A 14,510-nucleotide genomic window follows, 5' to 3' on the forward strand; every position below is an offset into this window, starting at 1 on the left:
TTTATCACTGTTTTTTATAAGCCTTTGTGTAGACGCGGTTTATAGCCAATCGAGGCCTTGAACAGGTGTGTGTGAAATGAATTTATATGTTCGAGGACCTAAGCAGTTATGAGGGCGAACAGTTACTTTGTTCTTTGTGATTTAAACGTTTGTACGTGCGAGTATTGGTGTTGTATAAGAGGTAAACAAGAATGAGAGATTTAAAAAGAAAAGATTTAGTGTTACGTGCCATGACATTGGCGGTGCTGTTGGCGCCGATATATGGCGTGCAGGCGGCAGATTTATCGACGGATGTGGTGTTGGTAACAGCATCGAAAACGGAGGAAACGGTGAAGGCCGCGCCGCAGGCTGTAGAAGTTATTACAGCGGAAGACATGAAACAGATGGGGGCTACGGACCTTGTGTCGGCGTTGCAGCTGGCAGACAACGTGAGCTTGGCTGAATCTGCCATGACCGGAAATCAGGTTATGCTCCGCGGCATGGATACGAAGCATACACTGATTTTAGTGGACGGGAAACGCATTGCCGGCGAAGATACGGACAGTACAGCCAATGTGTATACCCTTGGCCGTATGAGCCTTGATACGGTGGAACGTGTGGAAATCGTACGCGGTGCCACCAGTTCGTTGTACGGCTCTGATGCGATGGGCGGTGTAATTAACATTATTACGAAACTGCCTGACAAAGAGGGCGTGACCGTTGGTGTGAATACGGGGACGAAACAGCAGAATAATTACTATCGTTATGATTCAGGTAAACAGGGGCGTTGGAACGTGTCTGCAGGCGCACAGTTTACAAAAGTAAGACCGAATAATATTTACACGAAAACGGAAGCATCTGCTACGAAAGTGGGCAGTGAAGGATACAACCGTTATATGTTCGGCAATCGTCAGAATTTCGACATTACGGCTACGTATGATTTTGAAAACGAAAATAAAAATAAATTGCGCTTGGACGCTAATTATTTTAAAGAAAAACTACGTACGGAATTAGCTGATGTGCAGGGCATTAATCGAGGCATGGTGTATGACCAGCAAAAAGACAAGGTGGAGCACTATGATAATACGGGTTACGGCTTGAGTGCCACGTATACGGGCTCTACAGAGAAAAACGATTATCAGGTCCGCACTTATTACAATCAGCTGAGAAAAGATTATGACATGAGAAACAATGTGGATTTTTCTTTCTTGGGCCGTTTCAGCAAGGTAGCACAAACTATGATGGAGCGCATGTATCCGAGCTCCGATTACGACCGTGCCAAATATTACACATGGGTGACCGACGCGCAAAACACTATGTATGTGAATGAAGATCATACGCTGACCTTCGGCGGGGAGTATCGCAAGGTGTATTACGCCGGCACACGTTTGGGAGGTCAAGCCGATGCGAACGGAGTGAAGAAACAGGAAGCACATACAGTTAATTCCTACGCGGGCTTTTTAGAAGATACATGGCAGGTAACAGATAAGCTCATGTTGCAGCCGTCCATTCGTTATGAGCACAACAGCTCCTTCGGCTCCAATGTGTCGCCTCATATCGGCTTAAACTACAGCATTACAGATAGCCTTCGTTTCAAAGCGAATTATGGCAAAGGCTATAAGGCGCCAACCGTTTCCGAACTGTATATGAATATGTGGCACAGCCCGGGGCCAATCATGGTAAATGTAGTGGGGAATCCTGATTTGGAACCGGAAAAAACCACGAACTTTGATATTTCGCTGGAAGGGGAGCGAGGTAAATCATTTGGGAAAATTACCTATTACAATAATAAAGTTTCAAATCTCATCAATTACAACCAGTGGCGAGATATGCTTACCGGCGTATACCACGCGCAATATGTGAACGTGAACAAAGCGCAGATCAACGGCGTTGAATTGACCTTGGGACATAATTTGAGCGACCGTTTAAGCTTAAAAGCTACGTACAATTACATCGATGCTATGGATAAAACCACGAATACTCGATTGCTGAACCGCGCTAAATCCATTACCACCATTCAGCTTGCTTACGATGACAAACAGCCGACCGGTTACACAGCCGTTCTCTGGAACAGTTTTACTCATGACTATGCGTATAACGCAAGCGGCCGCAGCAGCACAGATTATAACCTGTATTCCTTCAACACACTCAATGCGGCCATCACCCGTAACTTTAACGAAAACCTGTCAGCCTTCGTGGCCGTTAACAACATTCTCGACAAAGACGTGGAAGAATTGAACATGTACGGACGAGTATGGAGAGTAGGAGCTGAGATGAAATTCTAGGCTCAATTTATTAGATGGTAGTTAGGTATGACATGGAGTACATGAAACATATAAGGGAGTTAGAGGTTTATAATGAAAAAATTGAAAACTAGAGAGTTTATATTGACCGGATTGATTGTAAGTGCGTTGGCGGCGCCATATTTCGGGGCCGGAGTCAGTGCGGCTGAGACCGCTACTAATGCGGATTCCACGACGGTTGATTCCGGTATTGTGCTGAAAGCAACGAAGATTCAGCAGGAATACGTGGAGATTAATCGCTTAAAAGAAACAAAGCAGATTATTGTTTTGGATAAGAAAGATTTACAGGAAAAGGGGTATACATCGGTGTCGCAGGCACTGAGTGATGTGCCAAGTATTATGGTAGGGGCCACAGGCTCCGGGGATATTGATATTCGCGGTCAGGGATCCGATCAGGCAAACCGCAATATTCAAGTGTTAATCGATGGTGCACCGGTTACAACGTTAGTAAATCATCCGCTACAAAGTAATTACGACATTGTTCCAATCGAACAGATTGAAAAGATTGAGATTGTTCCCGGTGGCGGTTCTGTATTATATGGTTCCGGCGCCGTGGGCGGTGTAATTAATATTACAACGAATTTGCGAGACGGTGCGGCACAAAAGAGTACCGTGTCTACAGAATGGAATTCCAAAGGCTATCGTCTGAATGCGGCCGTTGTGGCTCCATTGGGCGAGAAGGCGCAGATGGAAGTTGATTACTCTAAAATTGACCGCGATTTATACTTTGTCAACACGTATCGCAACAGTGACTATTATGCGGTAGGGATTCATGCACAGCCTACAGAGAAGCAATACTTTACAATCCGTGCGAGCCGCTTAAAGGAAGAAGGGCAGCACATTGAAAATGTGAATGCGAAAACATTGGCCTCGGCAGGCCCTAACTATGTACCGGACTTTCAAAAAGAAACCATAGGGCTTGATGCGGAGGGGCATAAAATTATTCAAGAGCGACGCCGCTATCTCTATGGTGACAGGGAATTAACAACTTATTCTGCTCATTATCGAAATGACTTCGCAGACAATTGGTACTTCGATACAGAGCTTTTCTATAACGAAGGGTACTATAAAAATATCAATACGTCTGATAAGCAGATGGATCACAGCACGCGCGGTACACGTATGAAGTTCGGCTACGATTATGGCAATGAAGATAATTTATTAATCGGCATCGATTACATGCAGCAAAAGGCGAATCTCGATTACAACGACTATAAATTAGTGAATTCGAAGAAGAAAACGTATACGTTGAAGCCGTATTCGTTTAATTACGACAAGAAAACAAAAGCTATCTATGCCCTTAATACAATTAAAAACGGTCGCTTTACTATGACCCAAGGGATTCGTCGAGAAGTCATCGACTGGGGTTTTGATAAGACCGGTAATAACATCAGCGGGGCGGATACGTCGGTGCGTAACAATGTAGCGGCTGAACTTTCTGCAGCGTATCACTACAGTGACTTAGGGCGCGTGTATGCTCGTTGGGAACGGGGCTATACGACGCCGGACGGCATTCAGATCAGTGATGAAGTTAGAATAGATGGTGTTAAACGGTATGTGCCGACCAATGCGGATGATGAAATTTTCAATATTTATGAAGTAGGTGTTCGCGATAAAATCGGCGCATCCGCTGTAAGCTTGACAGCGTTTTACAATGAAACGAACAATCAGCTGAATCGCTTCTACATTATGGATAAAAACGGTTTATCTTATCAGACGTTGAATTTGTTAAAAACGAAGCGTCACGGCATTGAATTATCTCTCAGTCAGCGCGTTGGTAAATGGAGATTTCAAGAAGGTCTGACATACCTGAAAGGTAAGAGTGACTATACCGAGTGGGGCCGCGATTACATGGTGTCCAACGGTAAGCGCATCGTAAATTATACGAAGAGCGGGCTCAAAAAAGTGCCGAAGTATAAGGCCTTGCTCCGTGCCGATTACAGTCCTAACGATCAATGGACAATCGGATTGAAATATACTTTCTTTGGTGAGTACAATAACTTCCTTGAAGATGCGAATAAAGAAACTGACGGCATCATGGCGTCTTACGGCTTATTTGACATTAATGTCAATTATAAGGCCAATGACAGTGTTACTTGGTATGGCGGCATCACTAACGTATTCAATAAACGTTACTATGAATATGGTGGTGACGGCTTCTATACCTATGTACCGGGTGCGGAACGCATGTACTTTGCCGGTGCTAAATATACATTCTAATATGCTGTAATAAATAATTCGGGAGGAGTTGAAGCAGTTGGACAGGTGGTATCGAAGTTGTATAGACTCCGTTGGAATTCATGCAGTAACGTTGTTTCTCATCGGTGCGGCCATTGTGTATTGGCCGGCCACGCCTCCGGCTCCGACATATGTGGAGATTGAAATTAGCGGCGGAGGCAGTTTAGGCGGCAGTGGTGGAGGCGGTGATGCGGGCGGATTAGGTAATGTGGGAAATATTTCCATGCCCGTCAAAAGCGCAGGCACTGAAGCCATGGTTCAGGCCGCAATGAAGGAAATAGACCAGGCTATTGAGTCCGGTGAAATCGTTACGAGTCGTACGATGAATGACGCTCATGGGGTAGCGTCTAACTCGTTAACACACTCTGCGACTATGATTAATTCCAATGGAACTACAGCCTCAACAGCGACTACGTCAATGACAGGGGATGTAACAGGAAATGGCTCCGGAGTTGGCAGGAATCCTGACGGTCACGGTGCATTCAGAAACGGAACAGGCACCGGCACCGGATCGGGGAACGGCAACGGTGATGCGGATGGAGATGGCCGAGGTACCGGCGAGGGGAGCGGTAACGGTCTGGGCGCCGGCTTTTCCTTAGGCGGTGACGGCATTTATACGGCCACTGACGGCAGCAATGTGGATTATACATTGCTTCGTGATGCGGAGGGACGGTGGCCTGATGAAGCTCGCACCGTAGGCTATTCGAAAGTGGTACGTGTGAATGTGCGAATTCTGGTAGATACGGACGGGAGCATTTCTGATGTGACAGTAATGAATGATGCGCCTAACTTGGGATTTAAGGAGGAGGCTGTTCGGGCGGCCTATGGTATGAAATTCGCGCCTATATATTACGAAGGCCGCAACATCCGCATGTATATGGTGAAGCCCATTGAGTTTTACCCGCAATAGCGTAATAAGCACATGAAGTTTATTCGTATAAGTTTATGAATCTTATTCGCATAGAGCTATGAGTTCTACGCGTATAGGACTATGATTTTTACCATCAATAAGTTTGATAAATGCCACACGAGGTTTCACGAGCTTTCGCCTTGACAGGCTATGTTCCTACAGGTAAAATAAAGGAGTAAGAAACAGAAAAACAGTACGAGAGACTGTTCGTTTGAAATCATAACCTTTTAAGTTAGTCCTGTGAGGCTAGTAAAGGAACATAGTAGGGACCCGTGTGGCCATGGGTGTATCACTACGTCTGCTATAGACCTTTTGCCTCTGGCAAAAGGTCTTTTTTGATATCAGTTAGGAGGCTGACAATGGGACAAGTAAGTTTAAAGGGCAAGCACCTTCTGGGATTGGAAAACGTATCCCGGGAAGAGATTGAACTCATTTTACGAGTAGCCAAGAAAATGAAGAAGATTGTACTTTCAGATGATAAGAAACATCCTCTTTTGAAAGGCAAATCCATTATCAATTTATTTATGGAAAACAGTACTCGCACCAGAAGTTCTTTCGAATTAGCCGGTAAGTACTTAGGCGCTGATGTAATCAACATTTCCAAAAGCGGCAGCTCGATGGCAAAGGGCGAAAGTTTCCGCGACACATTGCTCACTATGTCCTACATGGGCACTGACGCAATCGTAATGCGTCACAGTGCTGAAGGGTCTCCTTTATACGCCACTAAAGTGGTAGATCCAATCATCATCAATGCCGGTGACGGTGCGCACGAACATCCGACACAGGCACTGCTTGATATGTACTCCATTATCGAACGCAAAGGCTCCTTGGAAGGCCTAAAAATCGTCATTGCCGGCGATATTATGCACAGCCGTGTAGCCCGTTCCGATATTTACGGCTTCACTAAAATGGGTGCCGATGTACACTTGGTAGGTCCTCGTACCTTGGTATATCCTGAAATGGAAAAAATGGGCGTAACCGTACATCATGATGTGCGCGAAGCCTTAAAAGATGCAGATGTAGTTAACGTACTCCGCATTCAGTTGGAACGTATTAACTCCGCCTTATATCCGACAAATCGTGAATATGCACGCATTTTCGGTATCAATAAAAAAGTATTGCAGGAAGCAAAACCTGATGTAATGGTTCTTCATCCGGGCCCAATGAACCGCGGTCTTGAAATCGCGCACGACGTGGCATACAGCGACGAGTCAGTGATTCAGGAACAGGTTCGCAACGGCGTGGCCGTTCGCATGGCAGTATTATACTTGACGATTATAGGAGGTGACGGCAGTGAGCTTGCTGATTAAAGGTGGTACGGTTGTAAATCCGGCCAAACAACAACATGAAATCGCCGACATTTTAGTGGTGGACGGCAAGATTGCCGAAATCGGTAAGAATTTAACGGCTGAAGCCGATGAAGTATATGATGCCACAGGGCTTATCGTGGCACCGGGTCTCATTGATATGCATACGCACCTTCGTGAACCTGGTCAGGAAGCGAAGGAAGACTTTTACAGCGGTACTCAGGCGGCGGCTGCCGGCGGGTTCACACGCATTGCTACTATGGCCAACACCAATCCGGTAGTGGATAATGCGGCATTGGTACGCGGTCTTCGCAAACAGGCGGAATTGACCGGCGTTGTAAAGGTTGAGTTCATGGGTGCCGTAAGTAAAGGCCTTAAAGGCAAGGAATTAGCTGAAATGGGCGATATGGCGGAAGCCGGTGTAGTCGGGTTCTCCGATGACGGCCACTACGTGGAAAGCGCCGCGTTCATGCGCCGCGCCTTGGAATACTCCAGCATGTTTAACAAACCTGTTATCGACCATGCGGAAGAAATTTCCCTCACTTGTGAAGGTCATATGCACGAAGGTTTCGTGGCTTACCAGATGGGGGTGAAAGGCCGTCCTGCCGTAGCGGAAGATATGGCGGTGGCACGCGATTTGCTCCTGGCTGAAATGACCGGCGGTCACATTCACATTGCGCACGTAAGCAGTAAAGATACAGTGGATCAGATTCGCGCAGCAAAAGCGAAGGGCATCAATGTTACCTGCGAAGTAACAGCACAGCACTTATCCTTCACTGACGAATACTTGCGTGAATACAATCCGGCTTTTAAAATGGCGCCTCCGATTCGCTCGGAAGACCATCGCCAGGCTTTGTTGGCCGGCGTAAAAGACGGCACTATCGATGCGATTATTACAGACCATGCTCCGCATGCGGAAGAAGAAAAAGATGTGGAATTCTGCTGTGCTCCGAACGGCTTCAGCGGATTGGAAACATCCTTGGCGGCTGTAATTACACATACATATAAAACGGGAATTTTATCCCTTGATGAAATTGTAAGTCTTATGAGCGTGAAACCTGCTCAGATTATGGGCGTCGATGCAGGCGTTCTCGAAGCAGGTAAAGCGGCGGATATCACGGTGTTCAGCACTGATGATACTTGGACCGTGGACCGCAATCAGTTCTACACGAAAGGTAAAACCAGTCCGTTCGACGGCATGACCTTGACGGGTAAAGCAAAACTTACAGTTGTAAATGGCGAAATTGTTATGAAAGAGGGAGTTGTGATCCGGTGAAAGGTAAATTAGTATTACAAGACGGCAGCGTATATGAAGGCCAATTCCTAGGCGGCGCTCCTATCCTCGGCGAAGTTGTATTTAACACGGGGATGACAGGTTATCAGGAGATTTTAACAGACCCATCCTATGCGGATCAGATTATTACATTAACATATCCATTAATCGGTAACTACGGTGTGTACCGCGATATCGTGCAGGCACCGAAACCATATTGCCGTGCTATGATCGTAGGCGAATTGTGCGACTTCCCAAGCAACTGGCAGAATGAAGGCACTTTCGAAGAAAATCTTCGCGCGTACGGCATTCCTTGCTTATACGACGTAGACACTCGCGCTATTACGCGCCGCATCCGTAACCACGGCGTTATGAAAGGTGTTGTATGTCCGATTAATACTCCACAGGAACGCATTGACGCTTTATTGCAGCAGTCCTTGCCAACTGACCAGGTTATGCGCGTAACTACAAAATGGGAAGGCTATCGCGGCAGCGATGACGCACAGTACCATGTAGCCGTTTACGACTTCGGTATTAAAGAAAACATTTTAAAATCCTTGGAAGAATGCGGTTGTCGCTTAACCATTTTCCCGGCTGATACAAAGGCTGAAGATGTGTTGCGCGTCGATCCTGACGGAATCTTCTTATCCAACGGCCCGGGGGACCCTCAAGATCTTCAGTTCGCCGTAGAGGAAATCAAGAAATTAGTAGGCAAGAAACCTATTTTCGGTATCTGCATGGGCCATCAGGTATTGGCTCAAGTGTTTGGCGGTTCCACTTATAAAATGCGCTTCGGTCATCGCGGATCCAATCATCCGGTAAAAGACCTTCGCACAGGCCGCGTTTACATTACATCGCAAAACCATGGCTACGCAGTGGATGAAAACAGCCTCAACGCAGCGGACATTACAATTACGCATCGCAGTGTGAACGACAACACTGTAGAAGGCATGGTTCACAACACATTGCCTGTTATGTCCGTTCAGTACCATCCGGAAGCGTCTCCGGGACCAACTGACAACTTATACTTGTTCGATGAATTTGAAAAAATGATGGATGAATTTAAAAAATAGAGAGGGCTGTGACAATGGAACAAAAGAAAATACTCGTTATCGGGTCCGGCCCGATTATTATCGGCCAGGCTGCGGAATTTGACTATGCCGGTACACAGGCATGCCGCTCCTTACGTGAAGAAGGTTACAAAGTTGTGTTGGTAAACTCCAACCCGGCTACAATCATGACAGACCGCGACATTGCGGACCGCGTATATATTGAACCGATCAGCCTTGAATTCGTAACCGAAGTTATTCGCAAAGAACGTCCTTACGGTTTACTTGCCACCTTGGGCGGCCAGGTAGGCCTCAACATGGCGGTAGAATTGTCCGAAGCGGGCGTCCTTGAAAAATACGATGTAAAATTACTCGGTACAACCTTGGCGGCTATTAAACAGGCGGAAGACCGCGAGCTTTTCAAAGAAGCGATGAAACGCATTAACCAACCTGTACCTGAAAGTGATATTTTCAGCGACGTGGAAAAGGCTGTTGAATTCGCTAACCGCATCGGTTATCCAATCATCATTCGCCCTGCTTACACATTAGGCGGCACCGGTGGCGGTATTGCTCACAACGAAGAAGAAATGTACATGATCGCGCTTCGCGGCATTAAGCTCAGCCCGATTCATCAGATTCTGGTAGAACGCTCCGTAGCAGGCTGGAAAGAAATTGAATACGAAGTTATGCGCGACGCTGCCGACAACTGCATCATCGTATGTAACATGGAAAATATCGACCCTGTAGGGGTTCACACCGGTGACTCCATCGTTGTGGCACCAAGCCAGACTTTGAACGACTTACAGTACCAAATGCTTCGTACCGCTTCCGTAGACATTATTCGCTACTTGGAAATCGAAGGGGGCTGTAACGTTCAGTACGCATTGGATCCTTACAGCAACCAGTACTATGTAATCGAAGTTAACCCTCGTGTATCCCGTTCGTCCGCGTTGGCTTCTAAAGCAACCGGCTATCCAATCGCGAAAGTGGCTGCGAAAGTTGCTCTCGGGATGACCTTGGACAGCATTACAAACGCCGTAACCGGTGAAACTAAGGCTTGCTTCGAACCATCCTTGGACTATGTAGTAACGAAGTTCCCTCGTTGGCCATTCGAAAAATTCAACTTGGCTGACCGCACATTGGGTACACAGATGAAGGCAACCGGCGAAGTTATGGCCATTGACCGTACTTTAGAAGGCTCCTTATTGAAAGCTATCCGTTCCTTGGAAATCGGCTTAGATCATATCGAATTGCCTAAGATTACCCATGAAACTCCGGAACAGCTCATCGAACGCTTACGCCTTGTAGATGATGAACGCATTTATGTTGTGGCGCAGGCTCTTCGTGCGGGCATCAGCGTGGAAAAAATCCATTTCATTACGAAAATCGACACATTCTTCATCAACAAGATTAAGAATATTGTAAACGTGGAAAAAGACTTGGCTAAGAACGGCGTTACTGAAGAAAACCTTCGCACCGCTAAGCGATACAGCATGCCGGACAAAGTGATTGCCCGTTATGCTAACACAACGGCTGAAGATGTATTGGCAAAACGCAATGAATTCAAGTTGTTCCCAACTTATAAATATGTAGATACTTGTGCTGCTGAATTCGAAGCGCACACACCTTACTACTATAGTGCGTACGCTTATGAAGACGAAGTGGTGCCACGCGGCGATAACAGCGTTATCGTATTGGGCTCCGGTCCTATCCGCATCGGCCAAGGGGTAGAGTTCGACTATTGCTCCGTTCACTCTTCCTGGGCACTTCGCAAGGCAGGCAAACAGTCTATTATCATCAATAACAATCCGGAAACAGTAAGTACGGACTTTGATACATCGGACAGCCTCTATTTCGAACCACTTACAGTGGAGGACGTAATGGAAGTTATTCGCAAAGAAAACCCAATCGGTGTTATCGCACAGTTCGGTGGTCAGACCGCTATCAACTTGGCCGGTCCTTTGGCTGAACGGGGCGTAAAAATCCTCGGTACTTCCGTGGACAGCATCGACATGGCGGAAGACCGCGAACGATTCGACGCCTTATTGGCTGAATTGGGCATTCCTCGTCCTGTAGGGGCTCTCGTAACAAGCCATGAAGAAGCGATCGAAGCGGCTAAACGCTTGTCCTATCCGTTAATCGTTCGTCCTTCCTACGTATTGGGCGGCCGCGCTATGGAAATCGTGTACAACGACAAAGAATTGGACGTTTACATGAAAGAAGCGGTAGTGGCCTCCAAAGACCATCCTGTATTGATTGACCGTTACATGGTGGGCATGGAAGTAGAAGTTGACGCCATTGCGGACGGCGAAGACGTTTGTATCCCTGGTATCATGGAACAGATCGAACGTGCCGGCGTTCACTCCGGTGACTCCATTGCCGTATATCCGGCTCAACATTTATCCGAGGAAATTACTGAACAGATCGTAGACTACACTCGCCGCATTGCGAAAGGCCTTAATGTAAAAGGTATCGTAAACATTCAGTACATCGTTGCGAACGGCGAACTGAATGTAATCGAAGTTAACCCTCGTTCTAGCCGTACAGTGCCATTTATCAGTAAAGTAACCGGCATCAACATGATCGAATATGCAACACGCATCGCCTTAGGCGAAACCATCAAATCCATGGGCTTGCCTACCGGTCTCGTACCTGCTAAAGACTATGTGGCTGTGAAAGCACCTGTATTCTCTTTCTCGAAAATGGGTCTCGTAGAAATCGCCTTAGGGCCTGAAATGAAATCCACCGGGGAAGTTATGGGTATCGGCCGTACATACTCCGAAGCATTGTTCAAAGCTATTCACGGCGCCAACATGCGTATTCCTGAAAAAGGCCATATCCTTATGACCGTAGCGGACCGCGATAAAGAAGAAGCATCTCGCTTGGCGAAAGGCTTCATCGACTTGGGTTACCACATTCAGGCAACCGGCGGTACCGGCAAATACTTTGAAGAACACGGCATCCCTTGCGTAATCGTTAACAAGATTCACGAAGGTGAAAACAACTGTGCCGACTTAATTCGTCGTGGTGAAGTAGACTTAATGCTCAACACCTTGACTTACGGCAAACGCCCTGAACGCGAAGGTTTCCAACTTCGTCGTTTAGCCGTTGAAATGGGCACACCTTGCTTAACATCTCTCGATACGGCACGCGAAGTATTACGTGTAGTAGCCGGTCGAGCCAGTGAAGAATTTAAAATTGAAGTAGAAGCGTTACAAGATTTTGAGATGGAGTGATCAGATCCATGAGTGGATATGTAGAAATGGCGCGAGTGCTCCGCAATGAGCAAATCGGATCCGATGTATGGATTATGGATCTATACGCCCCTAAACAAGCGGCCGAAGCTAAGGTCGGACAATTTTGTAATGTACGTGTAACCGGTGGAACGGCGCCTTTATTGCGCCGCCCCATCAGCTATGCGGGCTTTGACAGTGTAAACGGCACGATTACCTTGTTGTATCGTGTGGTGGGCAGCGGCACCGAATTGATGACCTGCCTGGAAGAAGGGGACGAACTGGATTGCCTGGGACCTTTGGGCAGCCAGTTTGAGCTCACAGATAATATGCTGCTCGTAGGCGGCGGCGTAGGTATTGCACCGATGCTCTGTATTGCATCCAAACTGAACGAAGTGGAAAATACAGCCCGCTATACGAACGAAGAAGATGAAGAAAAAATCGAACCGGTTCCATCGAAACGCGCCACCGTGGTGCTTGGCTTCCGCAACGAGTCGGAAACCTTCTGGGCCGATTTATTTAAAAATTGCCCGGTAGACGTTTACGTGACGACTGACGACGGCTCTGTTGGCACAAAAGGCTTCCCTACAGCCATCATGCCGGAACTCATTACGAGCGAACGGGGCGAAGAAAAACGCAACTTGCAACCCTACCTGGTAGGGACTAAAACATTAGTTGATGTGGACGGTAAAAAGGTTGTGCCTGCAGAAAACGGAAACGGCTCTGTAGCTTCAATCGGATTTACATCTGTATTGACCTGCGGCCCTACACCTATGATGAAAGGTGTGGCCAAAGTGGCGGAAGACTACGCCGTGCCTTGCCAGGTATCCCTGGAAGAACGCATGGGCTGCGGCACCGGCGGCTGCCTCGGTTGCGGCTGTCACGGTCGTAGCGGCAAACGCTACAAAGTATGTAAAGAAGGCCCTGTATTCCCTGCGGAGGAGGTGTTCTTTGAATGAGTCATGAACATTTAAAACGCCTGGGAGACCACGGTGAATTAGGCTATCAATACATGGACCACGAAAAAGATTTGAACGGTAAAAAACCGGCTCATAAGGAACTGGCTGTAGACTTCTGCGGTATTAAAATGAAGAATCCGATCGTAGCCGCATCCGGCACATTTGGTTTCGGCCTTGAATACGCAGACTATTTGGACCTAAGCAATGAAGTGGGTGCCATTTCCGTAAAAGGCTTAACGCCGAAAGCGCGTAACGGTAACGAAGGTACGCGTATTGCGGAAACGCCATCGGGCTTGTTGAACTGCATCGGCCTGGAAAATCCGGGTGCCGAAGCGTTCGTGGAACACATTTTACCGGAACTGAAAAAATACGATGTGCCAATTTTGGCCAACATCTCTGCGGCGGACATCGACGGGTATGCTTTCATGGCGCAAACCTTGTCCGTAGAAGGCGTAGCAGGCTTCGAAGTTAATATCAGTTGTCCAAACGTTAAAAACGGCGGTATGGCTTTCGGTGTCAGCGCTGAAAGTGCGGCGGCTGTTTGTAAAATCGTGCGCGAAAAAACAAACTTACCGGTGATTATGAAATTATCGCCAAACGTAACAGATATTGTGGAAATTGCCAAAGCTGTTGAAGCGGAAGGTGCTGACGGCATCAGCATGATTAATACATTGCTTGGCATGGCCATCGACGTGAAAACACGTCGTCCTGTATTGGGCAACCTCTATGGCGGTCTGTCCGGCCCGGCTGTAAAACCGGTAGCATTGCGCCTGGTTCATCAGGTAGCGCAGGCTATCGACTTGCCGATTATGGGCATGGGCGGTATCATGAACGGTACCGACGCCATTGAATTCATGCTGGCCGGTGCGGACATCGTATCCGTCGGAACAGCCTCCATGGTTGATCCTCGCGCCATCGCACTCATCGCAGATGGCATGAAACAATACTGCAACGAAAACGGCGTAGCTCACGTGAGCGAACTCGTTGGGGCGTTGCAGCCGTATAGATAAGTTGTGGTTTAATAAGCTGTGGCTTAATAAGGTGTGAGCCATATTAGTTACCTAATTGCAATGGCTATATCAATACAAGTAGCTTTATAGGAAACTATTTGGGGTTACATAAGTAAGCTATAGCTTTATAAGAAAAATAAAGAACCGTACCGAAATACAGGAAACTGTATTTTTCGGGGCGGTTCTTTTTATATAATCACTGCCTATGATATAATTACTATGTATTGTATTAAGTAGTATGGTAGGAGG

General features: G+C 47.1%; 9 protein-coding genes. All 9 read left to right on the forward strand.

Annotated features, from left to right (window positions below; translation table 11 throughout):
* Positions 1-191 precede the first annotated feature (191 nt).
* The 9 genes from KHZ77_RS05610 (at position 192) to KHZ77_RS05650 (ending at position 14,261) form a co-directional block, all read left to right on the forward strand.
* Positions 192-2,264, forward strand: a complete 2,073-nt coding sequence (locus KHZ77_RS05610) for a TonB-dependent receptor (protein WP_295196517.1) — start codon at positions 192-194, stop codon at positions 2,262-2,264.
* Positions 2,265-2,336: 72 nt separating this feature from the next.
* Positions 2,337-4,502, forward strand: coding sequence for a TonB-dependent receptor (locus tag KHZ77_RS05615; RefSeq protein ID WP_295196519.1), 2,166 nt, complete (start codon positions 2,337-2,339; stop codon positions 4,500-4,502).
* A gap of 37 nt (positions 4,503-4,539) precedes the next feature.
* Positions 4,540-5,430: an energy transducer TonB gene (locus KHZ77_RS05620; protein ID WP_295196521.1), complete on the forward strand. Its 891-nt coding sequence runs from the start codon at positions 4,540-4,542 to the stop codon at positions 5,428-5,430.
* Positions 5,431-5,789: 359 nt separating this feature from the next.
* On the forward strand, positions 5,790-6,740 hold the full coding sequence (locus KHZ77_RS05625; protein WP_295196522.1) for an aspartate carbamoyltransferase catalytic subunit: 951 nt from the start codon (positions 5,790-5,792) through the stop codon (positions 6,738-6,740).
* Entirely contained in the window at positions 6,724-8,013 is a 1,290-nt protein-coding gene (locus tag KHZ77_RS05630) for a dihydroorotase (RefSeq protein ID WP_295196523.1), read from the forward strand. The genes KHZ77_RS05625 and KHZ77_RS05630 overlap by 17 nt, the downstream gene beginning before the upstream one ends.
* Positions 8,010-9,083, forward strand: coding sequence for a glutamine-hydrolyzing carbamoyl-phosphate synthase small subunit (gene carA / locus KHZ77_RS05635; RefSeq protein WP_295196525.1), 1,074 nt, complete (start codon positions 8,010-8,012; stop codon positions 9,081-9,083). The genes KHZ77_RS05630 and carA overlap by 4 nt, the downstream gene beginning before the upstream one ends.
* A gap of 8 nt (positions 9,084-9,091) precedes the next feature.
* Positions 9,092-12,295, forward strand: a complete 3,204-nt coding sequence (gene carB, locus KHZ77_RS05640) for a carbamoyl-phosphate synthase large subunit (RefSeq protein WP_295196527.1) — start codon at positions 9,092-9,094, stop codon at positions 12,293-12,295.
* An 8-nt stretch (positions 12,296-12,303) separates the two neighbouring features.
* Positions 12,304-13,251, forward strand: coding sequence for a dihydroorotate dehydrogenase electron transfer subunit (locus KHZ77_RS05645; RefSeq protein ID WP_295196529.1), 948 nt, complete (start codon positions 12,304-12,306; stop codon positions 13,249-13,251).
* A gap of 53 nt (positions 13,252-13,304) precedes the next feature.
* Positions 13,305-14,261, forward strand: a complete 957-nt coding sequence (locus KHZ77_RS05650) for a dihydroorotate dehydrogenase (protein ID WP_295196926.1) — start codon at positions 13,305-13,307, stop codon at positions 14,259-14,261.
* Positions 14,262-14,510: the final 249 nt, after the last annotated feature.

The organism is Veillonella sp. (genome assembly GCF_018364065.1).
Lineage (GTDB): Bacteria > Bacillota > Negativicutes > Veillonellales > Veillonellaceae > Veillonella_A.

Coding starts and splice junctions, on each gene's coding strand:
- KHZ77_RS05645 (WP_295196529.1), top strand. CDS start 12,304: ATGAGTGGATATGTAGAAATGGCGCGAGTGCTCCGCAATGAGCAAATC.
- KHZ77_RS05650 (WP_295196926.1), top strand. CDS start 13,305: ATGGACCACGAAAAAGATTTGAACGGTAAAAAACCGGCTCATAAGGAA.
- KHZ77_RS05615 (WP_295196519.1), top strand. CDS start 2,337: ATGAAAAAATTGAAAACTAGAGAGTTTATATTGACCGGATTGATTGTA.
- KHZ77_RS05625 (WP_295196522.1), top strand. CDS start 5,790: ATGGGACAAGTAAGTTTAAAGGGCAAGCACCTTCTGGGATTGGAAAAC.
- KHZ77_RS05610 (WP_295196517.1), top strand. CDS start 192: ATGAGAGATTTAAAAAGAAAAGATTTAGTGTTACGTGCCATGACATTG.